Source organism: Bacteroides sp. (genome assembly GCA_036351255.1).
GTDB lineage: Bacteria > Bacteroidota > Bacteroidia > Bacteroidales > UBA7960 > UBA7960.
In genome coordinates this window covers 1-23,035 of record JAZBOS010000072.1, presented here as the reverse complement: position 1 = coordinate 23,035, position 23,035 = coordinate 1, and the positions used below count along the sequence as shown (strand labels likewise).

At 49.8% G+C, this 23,035-nt stretch carries 17 protein-coding genes; 12 read left to right on the top strand and 5 right to left on the bottom strand.

Annotated elements, in window-relative coordinates; all coding sequences use genetic code 11:
• Positions 1-3 precede the first annotated feature (3 nt).
• Complete coding sequence (locus tag V2I46_06555) at positions 4-1,044, top strand: quinone-dependent dihydroorotate dehydrogenase (GenBank protein ID MEE4177155.1); 1,041 nt, start codon at positions 4-6, stop codon at positions 1,042-1,044.
• On the opposite strand, the gene V2I46_06550 is transcribed toward V2I46_06555, so the two are convergent.
• From V2I46_06550 to V2I46_06540, 3 genes are all read right to left on the bottom strand, one after another.
• The gene (locus V2I46_06550) at positions 1,030-2,787 is read right to left on the bottom strand and encodes a bifunctional metallophosphatase/5'-nucleotidase (GenBank protein ID MEE4177154.1); all 1,758 of its coding nucleotides are present in this window, start codon (positions 2,785-2,787) and stop codon (positions 1,030-1,032) included. The two genes, V2I46_06555 and V2I46_06550, sit on opposite strands and share 15 nt — an antisense overlap.
• 413 nt (positions 2,788-3,200) lie before the next feature.
• Entirely contained in the window at positions 3,201-4,067 is an 867-nt protein-coding gene (locus V2I46_06545) for an RNA polymerase sigma factor RpoD/SigA (GenBank protein ID MEE4177153.1), read from the bottom strand.
• Between the two features lie 110 nt (positions 4,068-4,177).
• Positions 4,178-5,659, bottom strand: a complete 1,482-nt coding sequence (locus V2I46_06540) for a Do family serine endopeptidase (protein MEE4177152.1) — start codon at positions 5,657-5,659, stop codon at positions 4,178-4,180.
• Between the two features lie 314 nt (positions 5,660-5,973).
• Here V2I46_06540 and V2I46_06535 point away from each other — a divergent pair, with 314 nt between their 5' ends.
• The 7 genes from V2I46_06535 to V2I46_06505 all read left to right on the top strand — a co-directional run bounded on the left by V2I46_06535 (position 5,974) and on the right by V2I46_06505 (position 14,402).
• Positions 5,974-6,792 carry a hypothetical protein gene (locus tag V2I46_06535; GenBank protein ID MEE4177151.1) on the top strand — a complete coding sequence of 273 codons (819 nt, stop codon included), beginning with the start codon at positions 5,974-5,976 and terminating at the stop codon, positions 6,790-6,792.
• On the top strand, positions 6,783-7,598 hold the full coding sequence (gene dapF / locus V2I46_06530) for a diaminopimelate epimerase (protein MEE4177150.1): 816 nt from the start codon (positions 6,783-6,785) through the stop codon (positions 7,596-7,598). The genes V2I46_06535 and dapF overlap by 10 nt, the downstream gene beginning before the upstream one ends.
• 11 nt (positions 7,599-7,609) lie before the next feature.
• Positions 7,610-8,131, top strand: coding sequence for a GNAT family protein (locus V2I46_06525; protein ID MEE4177149.1), 522 nt, complete (start codon positions 7,610-7,612; stop codon positions 8,129-8,131).
• A gap of 64 nt (positions 8,132-8,195) precedes the next feature.
• On the top strand, positions 8,196-9,248 hold the full coding sequence (gene mltG, locus V2I46_06520) for an endolytic transglycosylase MltG (GenBank protein ID MEE4177148.1): 1,053 nt from the start codon (positions 8,196-8,198) through the stop codon (positions 9,246-9,248).
• Positions 9,249-9,331: 83 nt separating this feature from the next.
• On the top strand, positions 9,332-10,744 hold the full coding sequence (locus V2I46_06515) for a hypothetical protein (GenBank protein ID MEE4177147.1): 1,413 nt from the start codon (positions 9,332-9,334) through the stop codon (positions 10,742-10,744).
• 2 nt (positions 10,745-10,746) lie between these two features.
• Positions 10,747-11,676: a DUF2279 domain-containing protein gene (locus V2I46_06510; GenBank protein MEE4177146.1), complete on the top strand. Its 930-nt coding sequence runs from the start codon at positions 10,747-10,749 to the stop codon at positions 11,674-11,676.
• A 101-nt stretch (positions 11,677-11,777) separates the two neighbouring features.
• A complete protein-coding gene (locus tag V2I46_06505) occupies positions 11,778-14,402 on the top strand; it encodes a M14 family zinc carboxypeptidase (GenBank protein ID MEE4177145.1) in 2,625 nt (874 codons plus the stop codon).
• A gap of 408 nt (positions 14,403-14,810) precedes the next feature.
• Here the strand turns inward: V2I46_06505 and V2I46_06500 are convergent, their stop codons facing one another.
• Positions 14,811-17,051 (bottom strand): inorganic phosphate transporter, encoded by a 2,241-nt coding sequence (locus V2I46_06500; GenBank protein ID MEE4177144.1) that lies wholly within the window; start codon positions 17,049-17,051, stop codon positions 14,811-14,813.
• A gap of 138 nt (positions 17,052-17,189) precedes the next feature.
• On the bottom strand, positions 17,190-17,432 hold the full coding sequence (locus tag V2I46_06495) for a GlsB/YeaQ/YmgE family stress response membrane protein (protein MEE4177143.1): 243 nt from the start codon (positions 17,430-17,432) through the stop codon (positions 17,190-17,192).
• Between the two features lie 200 nt (positions 17,433-17,632).
• Here V2I46_06495 and V2I46_06490 point away from each other — a divergent pair, with 200 nt between their 5' ends.
• The 4 genes from V2I46_06490 to V2I46_06475 all read left to right on the top strand — a co-directional run.
• Positions 17,633-19,027 (top strand): alpha-amylase family glycosyl hydrolase, encoded by a 1,395-nt coding sequence (locus V2I46_06490; GenBank protein ID MEE4177142.1) that lies wholly within the window; start codon positions 17,633-17,635, stop codon positions 19,025-19,027.
• Positions 19,028-19,711: 684 nt separating this feature from the next.
• On the top strand, positions 19,712-20,896 hold the full coding sequence (locus tag V2I46_06485) for a hypothetical protein (protein ID MEE4177141.1): 1,185 nt from the start codon (positions 19,712-19,714) through the stop codon (positions 20,894-20,896).
• A 172-nt stretch (positions 20,897-21,068) separates the two neighbouring features.
• Positions 21,069-22,697 (top strand): T9SS type A sorting domain-containing protein, encoded by a 1,629-nt coding sequence (locus V2I46_06480; protein ID MEE4177140.1) that lies wholly within the window; start codon positions 21,069-21,071, stop codon positions 22,695-22,697.
• A 135-nt stretch (positions 22,698-22,832) separates the two neighbouring features.
• A partial coding sequence (locus tag V2I46_06475; protein ID MEE4177139.1) for a DUF4126 domain-containing protein occupies positions 22,833-23,035 on the top strand: 203 nt, incomplete at its 3' end.

Sequence of the window (23,035 nt, the reverse complement as noted above, 5' to 3'; positions counted from 1 at the left end):
ATTATGTATCAGCGCCTCATCCGACCCTTGCTGTTTCTTTTCGATCCCGAAAAGATCCATCATTTTGTCAGCTTCCTGCTGCGATTTGGCTGCCGCATTCCCGGGATGCCCTGGCTGCTGAAAAAAATCTATGTAGTAAATCACCCTTCCCTCGAACGGGAAGTCTTTGGTATCCGTTTCCCAAACCCCGTAGGCATTGCTGCAGGTTTCGACAAGGAAGCCAAACTCTTCAATGAGTTGGCCTGCTTTGGGTTCTCCCATGTAGAGGTCGGCACCGTTACTCCAAAAGGTCAGCCCGGGAACCCCAGGCCCAGACTGTTCAGACTCCCTGCTGATCAGGCGCTGATCAACCGCATGGGCTTCAATAACGCTGGGGTCGAAGTGTTTGCCTCGAATCTGCGAAAGAATAAAGCCAAACTGATCATCGGCGGTAACATTGGCAAAAACACCCTAACCCCCAACGATCAAGCCATTGAGGATTATTGCAGGTGCTTTTCTGAACTATTTGATTTGGTGGATTATTTTGTGGTAAACGTCAGTTGCCCCAACATTGCCGACCTGGCAAAATTGCAGGATAAGGACGAACTTCTTGTCCTGCTGAATGCAGTGCAAAAGATCAACCTTTCCAAACCCATAAAGAAGCCCGTATTGCTGAAGATTGCCCCTGACCTGAATACCGGACAGCTGGATGAGGTCATTGAAATTGTGGAAGAGACTGGCATCGACGGCATCATCGCCACCAATACCAGCACCCTCCGTTATCATCTAAGCACCCCTGCCGCCCAGGTAGAGCAAATTGGCAACGGTGGACTTAGCGGGAAGCCCCTGCGTGAAACCTCTTCGCAGGTCATAAAATACCTGCACGAGAAATCTGGAGGGAAAATACCCATCATTGGGGTAGGCGGCATTATGACCGCCGAAGATGCACTCGAAAAACTCAGGGCGGGAGCCAGCCTGGTTCAGGTCTACACGGGCTTTATTTACTCAGGCCCTGCCATTGCCAGGAAAATCAACAAAGCCCTCTTACGATCAGGGATTCAGTAATTCCAGGTCTTTCTTACGGCCTTTTTCCGCCCACGATTCAGGAATGATCTTCCAATTGTCGCGGGCTTGAGGATCCACTTCCTTTTGTTCCCTGAAGTATTCGATCAAGGCAGTGCGTAAATCCTTCTCTGTCGAGAATACGATACGCTCACGCAACTGGGCATGCGGAATACCTGCCCCCTCGGTCAGGTGACCCCCTCCCCCGCTTCCACGGTAAGAATTGATGGCCACCCTGTATTTCTTTTGCAGATCGAAAGCACTGCCATCTTCCATTGCAATGACATCAACCCTTTGCCCGGCGGGCTTGCTGGCATCAACAGTATAGCGGATTCCTGCAGCCGAATCGAAGTTAAAGGTGGGATGCCGCAGCCGGTGCCTGCCGTTGGAGTCTACAACCGGCTTGCCCTCATCATCAAAACGGAATAACAAAAGATGATCATCCTCATTTTTCATCTGGTTCAGCCAAATTCCATAGGAATACTCAAGGTAATCCCTGATCTCCTGCCCAGTCAGCTCCATGACGTACAAATAATTTTCGTACTGATAAAGCTTGAAGAAGTCCCTCACACTCAACATCCCCGCTTTCAGGGTTTCATTGAAGGAAAGGGGTGCCGTAAACGATACCTCGGCCCCGGTGGCTTCAAGTTGGATGGCATGCACCAGATCGACAAAAGCGGCAGGTCCAAAAAAGGCCTCAATGGAAGCCAGATCATTGCGAAGCCGTCCTACAGGTTCGTTAGCAAAATCCACAATGGCATTGATATCCTTTTCAAAGCGCTGAAAGAATTCCTGGCTGGGAGCCACATTCAGGGTACTGACCAGGTCGCCCTTCTTGCCTAAGAGTTCAATCTCATTGCGGGAAATGCGGTCGAAGGTCAACTCGGCAACGGCAAGATTCTCAGCATATCTTCCCGGCCCTACAATAAGGACTTCTCCGCCTTCATCATTGGTGATGATTTCATTTCGCTCGCGATGATCGTGGCCGGTAAAGATCACATCAATACCGGGAACCGTTCTGGCGACATACTGCACAGCATTTTCCAGCGGGAATTGTGAAGGCTCAGGATTTGCCGGTCCCATCCCTGAATGGAATAAACCAACGATAGCATCAGGATTTTCTTTTTCCTGGATATGCTTCACCCAATAGGCCGCTGCTTCAGCCATCTCCTGGAATTCGAGCCCCTCCCAAAGGTGCTCCGGAAGCCAATTAGGCACGCCCGTTGTGGTAAGGCCCAGCACAGCAATACGGACGCCTTGCCGCCGAATCACGGTGTAAGGCTCAAAATACGGCTCCCCGGTTTCCTTATTAATCACATTGGCTCCGAGGTAAGGAAAGCGAAACTCCTTCTTCAGCCGGTTATAGACCGCAGGACCGGCTTCAATATCGTGGTTTCCCACGGTCGCCGCATCATACTGCATCAGGTTCATGATCCTGCTGAAGAGGTGTTGCTTTGTTTCCTGCACAAAATTGGCATAATAGGCCGTTGGCGTGCCCTGGACGAGGTCACCATTATCGAGCAGGATAAGGTTGCTCCCGGGCCGCGTACGCACCGCCTGGACCAGGTAATGCACATTGGCCAGGGAGGTTTGCATCGGCCGGTCATTCACAAAATCATAGGGGAAGATCCGGGCGTGCACATCAGAGGTGACTGCCACCTGTATCTTGATCTCACGCCCCATCAAAGGCAGCGCGAGAAACTGAAGAAAAACAATGACCAAAAGGAGGGAAAAACGAAATCTCATAGGATAGAATTTTAGCATTCAGAATTTAGTGAACATAAAAGTAACAAAAAGCGTGCAAAAGGGTTGAACACTGCAGAAAAGAAGTTGTATACCAGATTGAAGCCATCAGGTAAATCCTATCTTTTTACAAAAATCTCATAATCAGATTATTATATTACTTCAAAAATAGTTTATTCGGAGTTTATTCGGAGTTTATTCGGTTTAAACCGAATAAACACCGTATTAACTACGACCCTGGTCCTGGTTTGAAAAGAATAAAAAAACACAGAACGTTCAATCTGAATTACATTTTAAAATTCTTTCCCCATTAAAAACCCAGGGGAAGAAGCAGCATTGGGGAGATAAAAAAAAGCTGTCCCGAAAGCCGTATGAACGGTTTCGGGACAGCTTCAATAAACCCTAACAAATAAACCTTATTGTCCGAGGTAAGCTTTCAACAGCTTACTTCTTGAAGTATGCTTAAGCCTTCTGATGGCTTTTTCCTTGATCTGTCGGACGCGCTCGCGGGTGAGGTCAAATTTGGCCCCAATTTCGTCGAGGGTCAGGCCGTGGTTCATACCAATGCCAAAATACAGGTTGATCACATCCCTTTCCTTCTCAGTCAGGGTAGCCAGTGAACGCTGAATTTCCTTGGCCAGTGATTCGTGAATCAGGCTGGAATCAGCATTGGGAGAATCCTGGTTGATGTAAACATCGAGCAGGCTTGCATCTTCGCCTTGAACCAGCGGAGCATCTACAGAAACGTGATGCGTTGAGATGCGGAATGATTCTGCAATTTTGTCTTCGTGCAAGTCGAGCGCTTCTGCAAGTTCTTCGGTTGAAGGAGGTCTTTCAAATTTCTGTTCGAGTTTTGAAGCCTCTTTTTTGATCTTGTTAAGCGAGCCGACCTGGTTAAGGGGAAGGCGAACGATCCGTGACTGTTCGGCCAGGGCCTGAAGAATAGATTGCCTAATCCACCATACTGCATAAGAAATGAACTTAAAACCACGGGTCTCGTCAAAGCGCTTGGCGGCCTTGATCAGGCCGAGGTTACCCTCGTTGATCAGGTCGGGCAGGCTGAGGCCCTGGTTCTGGTATTGCTTAGCAACCGAAACAACAAAACGCAGGTTGGCCTTGGTCAGCTTCTCCAAAGCGGCCTGGTCGCCCTGCTTAATGCGCTGGGCAAGCTGAACTTCCTCTTCGGCTGTGATCAGGGGCACTTTCCCAATCTCCTGAAGATACTTGTCCAAGGACGCGGTGTCGCGGTTGGTAATGGATTTAGAAATCTTTAATTGTCTCATGAATGTTTATGTAAGTTAATCCAAAGTAGCAGGTTGTGCCTGAGAAACAGGGGGGTGCAAAAAGGTGCACAAAGGTACAAAAAATATTTCGGAATTCCAAGTCCTGAATTTTACTTGATTCCCATACCATAATACGCGCGCTGCCCGTCAGGATATACACCTTCAACAAGAATTCCGCCCGACTTGCCGGCAAGCACCCTGCTGAATTCTTCAGGGGTTCCGACAGGCTGGCGATCGACCTGGGTAACAATAAACCCGTCGCGAATGCCTGCGTCGCGGAATATCCCGTTGCGTGCAATATTAGTAACACGCACACCTTGCCGAATGTTTAACCGTTTCAGTTCTTCCGCTGAAACTTTTTCAAAAGTGGCTCCAAATTTCTCCGATAAGGCAGTCTGGTCGGAAGTGACCATTGTAAATTCACCATAGATATTTTGCAGGCGAGCTTTGACTTCATATTCGCGGCCATCGCGGATATACTTAACCATCACCTCATCGCCGGGCCTTCTCCTGCCAACGGTTTCGATAAGCTCGCTGGGGCTGTGGATGGTTGTGTTATCAATGCCCACAATCAGGTCGCCTTCCTTCAGTCCGGCAGCCTCACCAGCACTGCCTTCCACCACGCCTGCGACATAGGCTCCGCGGAATGCGCTTAAGCCAAGTTCTTCGGCCTGACGGCTGTTGATCTCGGTGATATTCACACCCAGCATACCCCGCTGAACCTGCCCGAATTCTAGCAGGTCTTCCAGAACCTTTTGGGCAATATTCGACGGGATGGCAAAGGAATAACCCGCATAGGAACCAGTCTGGGAAGCTATAGCAGCATTGATACCAATCAGTTCGCCCTGGGTATTGACAAGGGCTCCTCCACTATTTCCACGGTTCACTGCAGCATCGGTTTGAATAAAAGCTTCGATGGCAGTGCCGCCCCCCAGGATATTGATGTTACGCCCTTTGGCGCTCACAATACCTGCGGTAACGGTAGAAGTCAGGTTAAAGGGGTTACCCACGGCAAGCACCCATTCGCCCACCCTGACCTCGTCAGAGTCTCCAAAGGAAAGAAAGGGCAAACCATCCTTCTCAATTTTGATGACCGCCAAATCGGTGGTGGGATCAGTGCCTACGATGGTGGCCTCAAACACTTGATTGTCGTTCAGGGTCACTTCAACTGTATTGGCTTCGGCAACTACGTGGTTATTGGTAATAATATAGCCATCCTGACTAATGATGACGCCGCTACCCGAGGCGACAATAGCCTGGCTGGGTTGCTGGCGCCGGGGGCCAAAAAAGAACTCCCTGAAAGGATCGGGCATCCCGAAATAATCATCGTAAACACTGCTTTTTCGCTCATAGGTGGTACGGATGTGGACCACGGAGTTAACCGTCATCTCGGCCACCAATGTAAAGTCGGGCAGTGTGGTGGGCAGCTGGGTAATATAACGGGCAAGCGAAGCTGGCGGAGCATTTAATTCGCCCGATTCAATAAGACCCTTTACTCTTCTGGTTTCCTTGTTAAAAACATAACGATCCAGACCAAGTGTAAGAAAACTTGCCAGAATTGCTACCAAAAATAAACTCCAAAATCTTTTCATAGCGCAATATTTTTTCATTTAATTAAACAGATTCCTTGCCGCTTTGTTTGGATTTCCAATTCAGGAAGAATGCAAAAGCGGATGAAAACATTCCTGTAAATTCATGCAAATTATGTGCCTTAAGGCCTATGACTTTTCTTAATAATCTTTAAAATCTATATTCAAAAAACGTATGTTGCCCTAAAAAGTTCTTTTCTTCCCCGTTAAAAAAAGTTAAGCACTGAAAATGAGTTGATAGGAGCCTGATGAATATCAGGGATCAGAATCCCTGAATCCCTTGATTTTTTGTACTTTTGAAACAGATTATGCCTGAAATGAACCAGCAACAGCGAAAACCTGATTTTGGCTTTACCTATATTGCCCTGGGACTTGTCATAGGCTTCTTCATAGGTGCAGGCATCGTTTATTGGTATACGAACCGACAAAATGACAGTGTTTTTGCCCATAACCTTTGGAATTATTTTGCCAAAATATTCCAGGATGATAAGCAAGCGGGAAGCTATCAGGTCAGTGAAGAATTTCCGCGAGCATCCGGCCCTTACAAACCGGAACAAAACGCGGAGCAGACCACGCTAAGCGACACCATCAGTCTGAAGGGCATGGCAGACAGTCTGGCAAAGGATCCTTTAACCCCTGATACCCTCACGGAAGCATTGGATGAAATTCACCTGGCAGAGCTGCTGGCGAAAGTGGACGCTGAGGAAGGACAGACCCTAATGGAAGGTACCATAGCAGAAACCACCAGCAATATGCGTCTGGCCAAGGACAGTCTTCTTGGGATACGGGCCTATAGCCTGCCAACCCAAGGCCCTGTAACGCCCAAAGATCCGTCCATCAGTCAACTTGACTCGCTCCTGGGAAACTACACCCGGAAGGGGAAGCCGGAAAATATGATGATCGTGGAGTTCTGGTTATCTCCCCTGAACTACCAGGGTTATAAGATGTCGCATAACAAGATTGTTTTTTATGGCTTGGATCAGCTTGAATCTTTCAGCCTGCATACTGATGGAAGTTCCTATTATATCAAATACCTGGAAGATTACTATCCCTTAAGCATGACACTGGACTTCAAACCCCTTATCCCTTCAAACGAAGTTGAATTACTGGAAGAAACCCAAGAAAGATGGCACTGACATTTCACAAATTCCACGGAGACGGAAATGACTTCATCATCATTGATGATCGCAGCGATCATTTCCATAAGCAAATCAAAGACCCTGAGAAGCATATCTCCCGGCTTTGTAAGAGGCATTACGGCACTGGTGCCGATGGACTGATGTTGCTAATAGCCTGCAAGGAGGCTGATTTCGCCATGGTTTATTATAACAGCGACGGCCGTGAAGGCAGCCTGTGTGGCAATGGTGGCCGCTGCATTGTGGCTTTTGCAGCTGAGCTTGGCCTGATCGGTGAAAAGACTGTATTTATGGCCGCTGACGGCCTGCATGAGGCTGTGATCAACCATCAGGGAGTAGGCAACTGGGATATCTCCCTGCAGATGAATAACGTACATCAAATTGAGGGTCAGGAAAGGGAATTTGTCCTGAACACCGGGTCTCCACATTTGGTTATCTTTTCCGAAAACATCCTGGACAAAGACGTTTTTTCTGAGGGCAGGGACCTGCGCTTTTCTGCCGCTTTCGCCAGCGAAGGCATCAATGTAAATTTTGCCGAGGTACTCGATAAAACAACCATCAGGATGCGTACCTATGAACGGGGCGTTGAAAATGAAACCCTTGCCTGCGGCACCGGTGCCACGGCCATTGCTTTGGCAGCCTGGCAGGCCGGATTCCGCAATCCGGAAAACCAGTATACCCTGAAGGCCCCGGGGGGCGATCTCAGGGTAAGCTTTACCCCTCCCCGGGAGGCTGACCATGTGTTCACCAATATCTGGCTGAGCGGGCCTGTAGAAAAAGTCTTCACAGGGACCTTTGAACCCTAAAATATTTTTGTATGCTGAAAGGTAAAAACATACTCCTGCGACCCGTTGAAATTAAAGATGTGGATGCCCTTTACGGCTGGGAAAATGATGCCGAAAACTGGCTGGTCAGCAACACCATTACGCCCTTTTCCAGGTTCTTCCTCGAACAATATGTTCTGGGATCGCAAAACAACATTTATGAAGACACCCAGCTAAGGCTCATTATAGAGAACCAGGAAGGCAGAGCCTGTGGCGCCATTGATCTTTTTGACTTCGACGCTCACCACCGAAGGGCCGCAATAGGCATCCTGGTTGAAGCCGATTTTCGGGGCAAAGGTTATGCCAGCGAAGCCCTCGAGATTGTCTGCGATTATGCAAGGAATTCTCTTAATCTCCACCAGCTCTACTGCACCATCGACGAAGATAACACCAGGAGTCTGAGGCTTTTTCAAAAATCGGGATTTCAGATCACCGGCAAAAGAGAAGATTGGGCCTGGCGTGCAGGCAACTGGGTCACTGAGCATTTCCTGCAACTGATTCTCAAAGCCGATTAAACAAGACATAAAATTTATCGTTAATCCTATCGTTAGCTAAAAATAGACTACCCATCCAAAATCGATGAGCAGAAGAAAAAAGAGCCGAATCATTAAACTATTGGCCCTTGCCGGGGCATTGTTGTTAGTCGTGGGCCTGGTGGCAGGATATATGGCCTATGTAGCCATTCTCAAGCCCAATGTGCATACCGACCGCCCTTTTACCTATCTGTACATCCCCACAGGCAGTACTTTTGAAGATGTGAAAGGCATCCTGCTCAGCGAAGAAATGATTCAAAATGAGAAAACCTTTGAGTGGGTGGCAGAGAAGAAAAATTACCCGAACCGGGTATTGCCTGGCCGTTACAAAATTTTTAACGACATGGGCAACAATGAACTGGTCAACCTGCTTCGGTCGGGTGCCCAAGAACCTGTTAACGTGACATTTAACAACATACGCACCCGTGAACAACTCGCCGGGGTGATCTCCTCCTACCTGGAGGCCGACTCCCTCTCCATCCTGGAACTGCTGAACGATGAAGCGGTTATGCAGGAATATGGCTTGAATCGTGAAACGGCCATGCTACTTTTCATCCCCGACACCTACGAGTTTTTTTGGAACACTTCTGCCCGGCAATTGCTGGACCGCATGCATCGTGAGTATGATGCCTTTTGGAACACACGCCGCCGCAGACAGGCCGAGCGGATTGGGATGAGTCCGGTGGAGGTCGGCATCATGGCAAGCATTGTCCGCCAGGAAACCAGCAAGCCTGATGAAATGCAACGCATTGCGGGGGTTTATGTCAACCGGATCCAGCGTAACATCCCCTTGCAGGCCGACCCTACCATCGTTTTTGCCGTTGGTGATTTCAGCCTGAATCGTGTTCTGCACCGTCATCTGGAAATTGATTCACCTTACAATACCTACAAAAATACTGGTTTACCCCCTGGCCCCATCAGCCTGCCCGAACCCCATATCATCGATGCCGTGCTGAATTTTGAAGATCACGAATATGTGTTTTTTTGCGCACGTGATGACTTCTCCGGATACCATGCTTTTGCCAAAACCTATGCTGAGCATCTCGCCAACGCCCGTCGCTATCAAAGGGCCTTGAACGAACGGCGTATCATGCAGTAAATCCTTCGGCATCCCCATTTTCACTTCCGGCAAACCCGGCAGTTGAAATTTCTTTTTATCTTTGAGACTTAATCCTACTGGATATGACAGAGATTAAATTTGGCACCGATGGATGGCGTGCAGTGATCGCCAAAGACTTTACCACTGATAATGTGGCCCGTGTGGCACGAGCCACAGCCCGATGGGCACTTTCCCGGCAAGCCGACCCTGCAGTGGTAGTGGGCCATGACTGCCGGTTTGGAGGCGAGTTGTTTGCAGAGGTCACTGCCAAAGTCCTGGCCAGCCATGATATCAAGGTATACCTGGCCAAAGGCTTTGTTTCCACCCCGATGATATCCCTGGGCGTACTGCACCATAAGGCCTTTCTGGGTGTTGTTATCACCGCCAGCCACAACCCGCCGGAATACAACGGCTATAAGCTGAAAGGGCACTTCGGTGGGCCACTGCTCGAGGAAGACATCCGTGAAGTGGAAACCAATATTCCCGAAAATAACCCCATTGACCTGGACGAGATCAGTCTGGAAGCCTTAATGAATAAAGGCCTCGTGGAGTATACAGATTTGGAGACCATGTACTGCAACTACCTGGAGGAGAAGTTTGACCTGAATGCCATCCGTTCTTCCAGGTGGAATTTTGCATTCGATGCCATGTATGGCTCAGGGCAGAACGTCATGCGACGTCTTTTCCCTGATATCACCCTGCTCCATTGCGAGCATCAGCCGCTGTTCGACGGGATTCCCCCAGAACCCCTTTTGCGTAACCTTCAGGAATTTTCAGAAGTGATACGCTTATCCGAAAATATCGATTGCGGGCTCGCTGTAGACGGTGATGCAGACCGTACGGCCTTGTTTGACGACAAGGGAAATTACATCGATTCACACCATGTGATCTTGCTGCTCATCCATTACCTAAACCAGTACAAAAAACTGACGGGTAAGGTAGCCACCGGATTTTCCTCTTCAGTAAAAATCAACCGGCTTTGTGATGCATACAGCCTTCCCCTTGAGGTCGTGAAGATTGGCTTTAAATACATTGCGGGCCTTATGCTTGAAGAAGAAATCCTGGTAGGGGGCGAAGAATCGGGTGGCATCGCCGTGACAGGCCATATCCCTGAACGGGATGGCATATACAACGGTCTGGTTATCTGGGAAGCCATGGTAAAAACCGGTAAAAGCCTGCGTGAGTTCATTGACGAAGTCTATGCCATCACCGGCAGCTTCGCCTTTGAACGTTCCGACCTGAAGCTGGAGGAGGAAGATAAGGACCGGATCGTGGCCAACTGCGAAAAAAAGGCATACAGTGAATTCGGTCCCTGGAAAGTCCTTCACGAAGAAAACCTTGATGGCTTCAAATATTATTTCAGCGACAGCCAGTGGTTTATGATCCGCCCCTCAGGCACTGAACCAGTCCTACGAACCTATGCCGAAGGACACAACCGTGAAGAAGCCCTGGCCATCTTGCAAGCAGGATATGAAACCATTATGAAAAAATCCTGATTTTGCAATCCGGGTTAAAAAATATCCTTGCCGGAACGCTTTGGCTTTTTGCCGGCTTAACTTTAAACGCACAGGTTGTTTTTCCTGACAGCCTTCCTTCGGAACAGAAGGGGCTTAAACGGATTCATTACGTTGCAGGCCTCCAGCTAAGCGGTTATGCTGTTGCCCTGATTGCCCTCGATCAGGCCTGGTACAAGGATTACCCGAGAACCAGTTTTCACTTTCACAACGACCTTCCCGACTGGTATCAGCAGGATAAACTGGGACATATTCTGAACACCTACCACCTGAGCCGGTTCAGTGCTGCCAGCTTTCGCTGGGCAGGCATTGACAATAAACAAAGCGCCTGGCTTGGGGTGATCTCCGGATTAGGATTCCTGAGTGCCATCGAGGTCCTGGATGGGTTTTCCCTCGAATGGGGGGCTTCGCTGGCCGATGCAGGCGCCAATATGCTGGGAGCCGGGGCTTTCGTTTCACAGCAGCTGACCTGGCAGGAACAACGCCTGATCATCAAATATTCGTATTCGGAAAGCAGCCTGGCACAATTCCGTCCCGGGCTCCTGGGCAGTTCCCTCCCTGAAAGGATGCTTAAGGATTATAATGGACAAACCTTCTGGCTTTCAATGAATGTAAGGTCTTTTTTAAAGCCCGAAAGTAAGTTCCCCCCCTGGCTAAACCTTGCCATTGGGCACGGTGCCTATGGGATGCTGGGGAGCCGCCAAAACCCGCCATTCATAGATGGTGTTGAACTGCCTCATATGAGCCGGTACCGCCAATGGTATCTTGCCCCTGACATTGATTTCGCTAAAATTCCAGTAAGCGCTCCCTGGTTAAAGTCTTTTCTTGGAGCACTAAATTTCCTGAAAATGCCTTCACCCGCCCTGGAGTATAATAAGGAGCAGGGGCTTCGGTTACACTGGATATTCTTTTAGGCGCAACATAGCTGGCAAAAATCTTCATTTGCTTGTCAAAAAAAAAATTGAATTCAAGAAGGTTATTTTTTTACTTTTAGGCAACTCAAAATCAAATTCCCATGAAACAATACCTGATTCTCTGCCTGCTGAGTTTGTATCTTTCGTTCCTGCTTCCCAATCAATCGGTTGCACAGGGCGCTGAGAACCTGACTACCCCTGAATCCTTTTTCGGATTTAAGCCGGGGGCTGACCAAAAGCTAATCGCTTATGAGCCCATGATGGATTACCTGAAGCTGCTGGCCCAGCAGTCGGATAGGATACAAATCATGGAAACCGGTCAGACTGAGCTTGGCAAGCCCATGTACCTGGTATTTATTTCTTCTGCCGAAAATTTGCAAAACCTCGACCAGTTAAAGGCGATTAACCGTCGTCTGGCTCTTGACCCTGATATTCCGGAGGGGGAAAGACAGGCTTTGATCCGGGAAGGAAAAACCTTCCTGATGACCACCATGTCGATGCATGCCAATGAAACCGGTCCAGCCCAGGCAGTATCCCTCACAGTCTATAACTTACTTTCAGGAGCTGAACCCAATATGACTGACTACCTCAACGACATGGTCCTGATGATCGTACCGAGTCACAACCCCGATGGGCAGGACATGATCGTTGAACATTACAACAAATACCTGGGCACCCCTTACGAGGGCAGCACCCACCCCGGGGTTTACCATAAATACGTCGGACATAATATCAACCGGGACTTTATCACCCTTTCGATGAAGGAAAATCAGGCGATATCTGACATTTACAGCCAGGAGTGGTTCCCCCATGTGTTGATTGAAAAGCACCAGATGGGGATGACAGGTGTCAGGTATTTCGTTCCACCAAATCATGATCCTATTGCTGAGAATATTGATGAAACACTTTGGAACTGGAGCTGGGTCTTTGGTTCTAACATGTCACGTGACATGACCGCTAAAGGGCTAAGCGGAATCAGCCAGCAGTATATCTTCGACAACTACTGGCCTGGTTCTACTGAAACCAGTCTATGGAAAAATACCATCAGCCTGCTTAGCGAAGCAGCCAGCGTTCAACTGGCCACCCCGGTTTATGTGGAGCCCAATGAACTGCAGGTGGGAGGCAAAGGCTTGTCGGATTACAAAAAAAGCATCAATATGCCCATCCCCTGGCCGGGAGGCTGGTGGCGCCTGGGCGATATTGTCCAGTACGAAGTCGAGTCGACCTATTCCCTGATTCGCACCTGTGCACGCCAGCGTGAAGAAATCCTGACCAGCCGCAATGACCTGGTGCGAAAGGAAGTGGAGCGTGGTCAAACGGAAGCCCCCTATTTTTATATCCTTCCCGCCCAGCAGCACGACCAGGGGGAGCTTATCGGCCTGCTGCAATTGCTGGGTCGCCACGGAGTCAGCCTGTATCGCCTCAACCAGGATGCGACCGTTGAAGGCCGGGCCTTTAAAGCCGGTGACTTTGTCATCCCCCTGGCACAACCCATCCGGCCCTTTATCAAGGAGGTGATGGAAAGCCAGGAATATCCCGTAAGGCGCTATACCCCGGGAGGTGATATTATTCAACCCTACGACATTACTTCCTGGTCCCTTCCCCTGCACCGGGGCATTACTTCCTGGGAAATCACAGAAAAACAGGAAGGCATGGAAGAGATGCTTTCGCAAGTGTTGCCCGCCGGGATCCTTCCCGAAAGGGATGAGCTGGCAGGGGAATACCTGGTGCTAAGCGTAAACAACAACGAGAGCTTCAGCGTGGCTTTCATGGCCATGAGCAAGGGGATAGAGGTGTTCCGCAACCCTGAAGCCCTGGCAGCCGAAGGCCGGCAACTCCCGGCAGGCAGTTTCCTGATCCGCCTCAACAATCGCACCCAGGACGAGCTTCAGGATGCATTAGGATCCATGGTCACTGAACCCATCCTCCTGCAAAACCAGCCTGAAGGCTTCAGCAAACTCAGCCTGCCCCGCATTGCCCTGGTGGAAACCTGGTTGCACGATATGGATGCCGGATGGGCCAGATTCCTCTTCGACACTTACGGCATCCCCTACACGGTCGTCAGGCCTTCTGAAATGAAAGAACTGCCTCTGATGGAACGATTTGATGTAATCATTTTTGCTGACTCAGGCAAAGACCAGCTGATGCAGGGCACTTCTCAGCGGGGCGAGCAGTATTACATCCCCTTCTACCCCCGTGAATATGTAAAGGGCATGGGCAAGGAAGGCTGGCAAAACGTGCTGGGCTTTATACAAGAGGGTGGAAAGGTGCTGTCCTGGGGCCGCTCCGTGGACTTGTTTTCCGGCCTGATGGAACCCAAAGAGCCCCTTGAATCCTTCCGTTTCCCGGTAAACAACACCGCCCAGAGCCTGGAACGCCAGGGCTTAAAGATCCCGGGCTCGTTGCTGCAGATCAAACTGCTTCCCGGTCATCCCCTCACCCTGGGCATGCCCGAGACCATCGGCGTGTTTCACCGCTCAAACGTTATCCTTCAAACCACGATACCCACTTTCGATATGGATCGCCGGGTCATTGGAAGCTTCCCTGAAAGCGACATCCTGATGAGTGGCTATGCCGAGAAAGCAGAACTGCTTGAAAAAGCCCCTGCCTTGGTGTGGCTGAAGAAAGGAAAGGGACAGGTGGTCCTGTATTCTTTCGTGCCCAATTTCAGGGGCTCTACGCCTGTAGCCAATAAGCTCATTTTCAATGCGCTGCTCTTAGAGTAAAGACTTTAGAGACTTAAGAGACTTTATAGACTTGAGCGACTTGAGAGAAATAAGAGACTTGAGAGAATTCGGGGTTTAGCCGCATAGCGGCGACCGGGCAAGTTGAGAGGTGAGTGGTGAGTCATAAGCCATTTGTGACCATTTGTGGAAATTAACATTTGTGCCATTTGTGGATAAAAAGCCCGTCCACAAACACACACAAATAAAAATCAAATGAACACAAATAACCCCTCTGCCGCATAGCAGTGACAGAGAGAAATGAGAGTTGAGAAGTGAGAAGTGAGAAGTGAGAAGTGATTGGTTAGTGTTTAGCCAATAGCCAATAGCCAATAGCCAATAGCCAATGGCTAATCTCAATCTCAACCTCAACCTTAAACTTTCCGGCCAACAGCCCTTGCTCCTTCCGGTTTATTTCAGGAGAAAGTCCCTGTGCGACTTCATCACATTGATGGTATGAAGCAGGATGTTCTTGGTCTCGGTGAGCATATTCAGGGTCACCAGGCTGCTGCGGGTGCCTGATTTATCGTCCTTGATCATGCGGATTTGAAGCATTTTCACCTCCTCCAGGTGCTGAATGATGGCCTGGTTGTTGCTGATCAGCATCTTCAGGTCGCTGAAATTGCCCGTTTCAATCAGGTGATTGACGTCGTAAAAAAAGCTTTCAATCTCGCTGTTCAGGGTGTTAATGGCCTCGCCAAGCTCGGGACAGGTGGTCGGGTGGTTGTTTTCCAGGTGCTCGTAGGCGGGTTGAACGATGAAATGCAGGCAGTGGGCAATCTCCCTGAGGTAATCCAATACCTGCACGTAGTAATGGCCGGTTTCCACCGAGCCTTCTTCCAGCTTTTTCAGGGTCAGAAAAACATCTTTCTTTAAGCCCTTGGTAAAGGCATTGATGGATTCAATATCTTTCCGGATGGTTTTCAGGCGTTTGCGGTCTTCTGACACATAGCTGGAAATCATTTCATTCAGCAATCTTCCCGTCTCCCTGAGGGTTTGCCCGATATTATGGCTGCTTTCGGCCACGACGCTTTCCTCGGTCCATACCCGCCGGGTCTTCTTCTCTTCTTCCGTTTTAGCACTCAGGCGCTTTTTATGGATGAAATTGGTTCGTATCATAAATGCGAAGGCCACCAGTAAAGCCCCTCCCGCGGCGATCAAACCTGCCCAGCTGAAAAGCAGCGCCAGCAGGAAAGCCACCGTAAAAGCGGTAAAGGCGGTAAAGAACCATCCGCCTATGACCATCATCACTCCTGTGATGCGATACACGGCGCTCTCACGGCCCCAGGAGCGGTCGGCAAAGGAAGTCCCCATGGCCACCATGAAAGTCACGTAAGTGGTCGACAAGGGCAATTTCAGGGAAGTAGCCAGGGCAATCAGGCTGCTGGCAACAAACATATTTACTGAGGCACGCAGTTGATCAAAATGAGCATGCTCAACAGCATTCTTTCCAGGGTTCTTCAAATGAGTATTATCGAAACGGCGGTCAAGAAAACGGATAAAACCATCAGGAAGGACACGTTCGAACAGCCCTCCCAGGTCTCTTGCTTTCCTGACTAAAGTGCGGGCAAACAACGATGATGGAAACCTTTCATTGCCTTCGTGCTGACGGGCAAGATCCATTTCTGTTTGGGTCACTGAGCGGGCCTTCTTTGAGAAAAAAAGCGTCAGCACCATAATAACCCCTGCACCCAGTAAAAAAAAGGTTGGCGTCTTTACGGGTTCCAGCAACATCTCCATTGTAAAAGTACTGGAATTGATTTCCGGGTTATCAAGGAACACTTTTAAGGAGTCATATCCTGCTAGCGGAACCCCGATGAAGTTTACCAGGTCATTCCCGGCAAAGGCCATTGCTATTGAGAAGGTGCCTACCAGCACGATGATGCGGAAAACATTGATACGGAAGAAATGAATCAGCAACTGGAGCAAGACCGCCAGGCCAATAAAAAAGGAAGCCAGGATCAGAACCGTATGCTCGTGAATCCAGTCAACAACTTCCGGGGTCATAAAAGATGCCCCCTTGGCGCCTTTTACTAAAAGGAAATAAACAATGGCTGTGATGGAGAGGCTTCCCCAAAGAGCGCCGAAATACCTGACATTTCTTTCAAAACGGAAAGTAAACAGCAGACGAGAAAGAAACTGAATGATGGTGCCAAAGGTAAAGGCAATCACTACCGAGAGTAAAATCCCGAAAATAATGGTGAGCGCCCTGGATGAATTGATATAGTTTCCCAGCTCCTGCACTGCATCAGGAGAAACATTCATCTTATACAATGAAACCGCAACAGCACCACCCAACAGTTCAAAAATGATGGATACCGTGGTCGAAGTAGGCAACCCGAATGTATTAAACATGTCGAGCAGGATCACATCGGTGATCATTACCGCAAGGAAAATGATAATGATCTCATCGAAAACAAACTGGTCAGGGTGAAATACCCCGCTGCGGGCAATTTCCATCATCCCACCCGAAAAAGTGGCGCCCAGCATAACCCCTAGTGCGGCAACGGCCAGAATCCATTTGAAAGGGGCAACTTTTGCACCTATGGCAGAATTCAGAAAATTAACGGCATCATTGCCAACCCCAACCACAAGGTCAGAAATGGCAAGGATGAACAAGGCAATGATTAAAAAAATGTAAATTGTATCCATCGAGATACCGGGAAATATTAACGCAAAATTATCTGTTTTTTATGCCGGAAAATTTTCCTGCTGCAAGAATTAATCTAAACTTAATATTTCAAAAAAAGAGGCCCTCTCAGGATGAAGGCCTCTGACAACAACAAGGAATTACTTCTTTTTAAACAGTGAAATAAGAAATAGCAGAATCCAGGCGCCAATGACAGAAACTATGATTTGCCACACAAGGCCCCCTTCGGCTGCACCAAATTTACCCATAAGCCAGCCGCCAAGAAAACCGCCGATAATACCAACGACAATGTTACCAAGCAGGCCAAAGCCGCTCCCTTTCCAGATCTGTCCTGCGATCCAGCCGGACACAGCACCGATCAGTAAGAAAATAATAATGTTCATGGTACTTTGTTTTAGTTAAACAATAAGTAAATATACTAAACATATCTTGATCTACACAAATTATTCCCATTTAAGTTTTTTCACTTTTCAAGTTCAACAGGATGAAAACGAAGCATTTAAAGGGAAAGCCCGCATGCGCAAAAGGCTTAAGGAAGGCCTTTCCGGAAAAAACGTACCTTTACAGATCCAAAAGCCTTTGAATGATGAAAACCCTTCCCAAGCGTCTGAAAATTAGCAAAGCCTCCCCTTTTTTCCGTTTATTAAGCCTGCTTTTTCTGTTTCTCCTGTTTTTTTCGGCTTGCGCAAAAGACCCGGCCCCTCCCGAAGAGGAAGAGTATACCCAGTATGGCACACCCTTTACGGGAATCCCCGCCGTGGAAGACCTGGTGGTTTACGAGGTGAACCTCAGGGCCTTCAGCCCTGAAGGAACCCTCCAGGGCGTCATTGAAGGACTGGACCATATCCGCTCGCTGGGCGTGAATGTCATCTGGCTGATGCCCATCCATCCCATAGGCCAGATCAACTCCGTTAACTCCCCCTATTCAGTCCAGGACTATCTTGCGGTAAGCCCTGAATATGGAAGTCTGGAAGACCTGAGGCAGCTCACGGATGCAGCCCACCAGCGGGGCATGGCAGTCATCATGGACTGGGTGGCCAACCACACCGCCTGGGATCATCCCTGGATCAGCAACACGGGCTGGTATACCACCGACGACCAGGGCAACATCATCCATCCGCCCGGAACGAACTGGCTGGATGTGGCCGACCTGAACTTCAGCAGCTTCCCCATGCGCAAGGCCCTGACCGAGGCCATGAAATACTGGCTGCTGGAAGCCAATGTCGATGGCTTTCGCTGCGACTATGCCGATGGGGTGCCCTTCGACTTCTGGCGCACCGCCATCGAAGAACTCAGGGAAATCCCGGGAAGGACCCTTGTGATGCTGGCCGAGGGAGGCCGCAGCGATCATTTCCAGGCCGGATTCGATATGACATATGCCTGGACCTATTACGCCCGCCTGAAGGACGTGTTCAACGGCCAAAACGCCAACGTGCTTTATACGACCCATACCAGCGAATTTTTTGGCGTCCCCCAGGGGAAGCAACTCCTCAGGTTCACCACCAACCACGACGAGTCGGCCTGGGATGCAACCCCTATGACGCTGTTCAACGGCCAGCAGGGCGCCCTGGCAGCCTCCGTTGCCACCACCTTTATGGGCGGCGTGCCCCTGATCTATACAGGCCAGGAAGTGGGACGGGTCAACACCCTGCCCTTCTTCAGCCAGTCGCCCGTTGACTGGACCGCCAACCCCACGATGCTGGCCGCTTACCAGGATTTGATGGAGGTGTACGTTCAATCGAATGCGGCACGCAAGGGTGAGCTCGTCAACCATTCCTCCACCAATGTGGTCTGTTTTAAAAAGACCTGGCAGGACGAGGAGTTGCTGGTGATGGTCAACATCAGGAACAGCAACCAGGACTTCAGCCTGCCTGCCGAAATCCAGAACACCACCTGGGAGGATGCCTTCAGCAACGCTACCGTCAGCCTGGGGATTACCCAGTCGCTGGCGCCTTACCAGTACCTGATCCTGAAATAGAACGGATGCCCGCATCGTGACGGAAAAACTGATTTCAGATTAACGATTAACCCAGCCAGCCGGCTGGCAGGGATGTCAACATTCTTCCAAGGACCTCCCCCCTACCCCCTCCAAAGGGGGAGTCCGGACTGCAAACTGAAACACAGCCTGCCCTCCTTCGGCGGGTAAACCAGCTGGCAGGGATTTTTGATTTTTGATTTACCCGAATCCGTTGAAAAGTTGAAAAGAGGGTGTTTATTGATGAGCTAAAAGCCAATAGCCAACAGCCAAGGGCTAACCTTAACCTTAACCTTAACCCCTGAATCTGTCTGCGGCCTTTTCTTAAATAAAAAAGGTTTTTATTCAAAAGTATCCATCATGAAGCAGCTCCCCAAAAGCCTGGGGGCCAATACTGTTATTGTTACCGGCCATTGAAAATAAACGATCAAAAACATTTACATAACCATTTTTTTTATACATTTAAAGGGACATTTCCCTGGCAAGAAAGGCCAAACGCCTTGCCCTCCTTGTTTCAAGGCAAAGGCCTGATCAAGTTCATGATCATTTTCCAGATGTCTATCCTCCTTCCAGGCTCGCCAGGGAGATGTGCCCGGGATGTTGTTTTCCAAGTATTTAAAGATTTCTTTTGTTTTTTTATTAGGCCGGGATCATGCTGTTCATTTTTTCACTTTAATGGATGTTGCGATGGAAAAAACATTTGTTTCGGGTATAGAGGGCCGTACAAATTCCCCGGCCTTCCCTCCAAAAAAGGCAAAGTGCCAGCTAAAGAATGAAAGTGATTCCAGCGACAGGGACCACCTGATCAGGGCTTTGCTGATGGGAGTCGTCCTTTTTCTAACCAGCTTTTTTTCCGTTCAGGCACAGAATGACTCGCTGCAATTCAAGAGGTTATATGAAACCTGGATCTTTTCCGCATCACAGCCAAAGGCATACAGGGGATTTTTGTTCGAGGTAAGCGATTCCTCCCTGGTGGTCTCTAATGCCCTGAACAGGAGGGAATACCTGGCAGGCAATGATGCCCTGACTTCATTCAGCTATAGTGACCTGAAGACAGTGCAGTTCCGCCGGAATAACAGCCAGATGCGAGGGGCAATCATTGGCGGGGCGGCAGGACTGGCCGTCGCAATTGCCGGGGTGTCAGCATTGAATGAAAGCGGGGATAATATCCCCCCTATCTATTCAATCCCTTTGATATATTTTCCTTTTACTGCTTTAGGTGCCGGGGCAGGATTTCTTTTGGGGTCCATCAAGGTCGTAATCCCCCTGAACCAACAGTGGGACAGTTTTGAAAAAAACAGGGCCAGGCTGCAAAACTTCGCTTTGGTTGAACAAAAGGTACCCTTAACTTCTGAACACCAAAGCTACATCGGGTTTTCGGTAGGCCCTTCAATGCCCATCGGAGATTTCGGATCACGATTTATCAGCGAAGGTTCTTCTAAAACTGAAGGAGGCTACAATTTCAACATTCCCGACCTGGGATTGATGATCTTTCCACACCTGGGCCTGGCTCTGACGCTGTTCAACAATCAATACTACCTGCCAGGCATAAGCGAAGAAACATTCTGGGGCTGGACGGGGGCGTTGATCGGGCCAGTCATATCCTATCCTGTCCACCGCAAATTTTTGATCGACTTTGTGCCACAAATCGGCAGTTCATCCATTCAGCTTGTCAATCCAGGGGATTTGGAAACGGAGGGCACAGGCTTCACCTATAATCTTGGTCTGATGCTGCGTTACAACCTGGACCAGCGATGGAATCTATCGTCAAGGGTGGGGTATATCGGCTCAAATCAGAAAATGACTGACTTAAGTAATGAAAGCTTCAGGGCATTCAACCTGGGATTCGGGCTGGCTTACCGCTTCCGCTAAAAGCAAGGACCTGACTGAACATCCTTGGCAAAATAAAAACCTTGGTTAGATCATTCTGGAAAGAATCGCTTCCATCCCCTACCAATAAAAATTCGACTCACTTCATTTGATTTAATATTTTATTTCCATAAATTGCAATCTGGTATTGCGTTGCTCATCTTTCATGAAGGAAATGAAAACAAAAACCTGGTTGTTGCTCCTGTTTGGGTTTGCCTGTACACAAGCCATTGCCCAAACCGACACCCTGACCTGGGTTTACGAATTTGAATCGCCGGCACTGAATCCCTGGGGCATCGAATACTTTGAAGGGAACCTCTGGATCACCGACCAGGCTTCGGGCAAGATCTTTAAAACCAGCCCTGAAGGCGTTTTGCTCGATGAAATCACTGTGGATGGCGCTTCCCTTACGGGCATCACTTTCGCCGGAGATGAGCTCTGGGTGGTCAATACCAATAAATGGACGGGTTCCCCTTCCGGGGAAAGCCCGAAAGAGGCAGGCTTCTCCCTCTACCACATTGATCCCTCCGGTGGCGAAGTGCTCGACTCCATCTTCCTGGCCCTCCCCTATCTGCAGAGCGGTGGATTATGGGGCCTCTGCCATTACCAGGATCATTTTTATGCGTCCTACCACGGGGGCTACGGCCCCTGCCTGCTGAAAATCGACCCGCTGACAGGCAGCTGGGAAGAACTGTGCTGCACCCACTTTATGGGCATGACCACCCGTGATGACGCCATCTGGGGCATTTGGAGCGCCGGGCTGGAAGGCGGTGATTGGATCGCCTCCTCCACCGATGGCGAAAACCAGTCGATGGAATACCGCCTCGAATTCAACGCCACAGGACTTGCCTTCGACGGCGAAAGCCTCTGGGCGGTCGACCCCCTGGAAAAAAAGATCAGGCAGCTCGAAAGCCCTGACAATGGCCCCTATCACCCCTTCCCTGAAGACCATGCCGCCTGGCACACCATGGGCAACAATATGTTCTCGGGCGAGATCTGGAGCTTCCGCTATGCCGCCTCGGGCGATACCCTGATCGATGAGGGGACCTGGACCAAAATCGTGGAGATGGGCGACACCCTCATCAGCGACCCGGGGAATGCCTTTTTTGCCGCCATCCGTGAAAACGACCGCAAACAGGTCTTTGCCCTGATCCCCGGCTTCCCTGAAGTCATGCTTTACGATTTTAGCCTTGAGGTGAATGATACCATCTGGTATGAGCTGGGCGGGGGCCTGTGCTACGACCAGATGGGATTCTGGGAAACCACGCATTACAAGGTGGTGCTTGCCATTGATTCAGTCATGCTGGAGACGGGTGAATACCGCAAAAGCTGGACCCTGGGCAGCGAGAACGCAGGCATCACCAACTGGGTGGAAGGCATCGGCAGCATCGACTGGTATGGCCTGTTCAATCCCCTGGTCTCCGATTTCTCGCTCTGCGGCGACAGCTACCAGTTTGTCTGCTTCAAGCAGGACGACACCCCGCTCTTTCTCGACAACCCCTATTGCGAAACCTGCTTCTGCGACCCCGCCTCGTCCATCCCCGGGGCCGGGGATGAAGGCCGTATGCTTGAAGTCTATCCAAACCCTTCCCGGGGCGAGATCAGCCTGCGCCTCAGCAGAACCCTTCCGGGGCCCTGCTATATTGAGCTTTACGATATGGCGGGACAAAGCATCCTAAGCGCCTTCCCCTTCCATGGCGATTGCACCCTCAGCCTGGGCCAGCACCCCCCGGGCCTGTACCTCATCCGCCTGCTGGATAAAAATGGCCGGACCCTGCAAATCCGGAAAATCGTCCTGCAATGACAGCCCAAGCCCGAAACCTTTTGATCTGCGATTAAAGATTAACGATTTTTGATTTGCGATTTTCCCAAACTCCTAACCCCTAATCCCTAACCCCTGACAGGCTATTGATATCAAAACATTTCCGATCTTTGCCTTATGGAACCCCAGATCATCACCGCCGTGGCCTTAGGGATAGGACTTGCCGCCAGCAGCGGCTTCAGGGTATTTGTGCCCCTGCTGGCCGCCAGTATTGCAGCCCGTATGGGTTTGTTCCCCTTGCAGGAAGGCTTTCTGTGGCTGGCCGAATGGCCCACCCTCATCCTCTTTGGCGTGGCCACCCTGACCGAGATCCTGGCCTA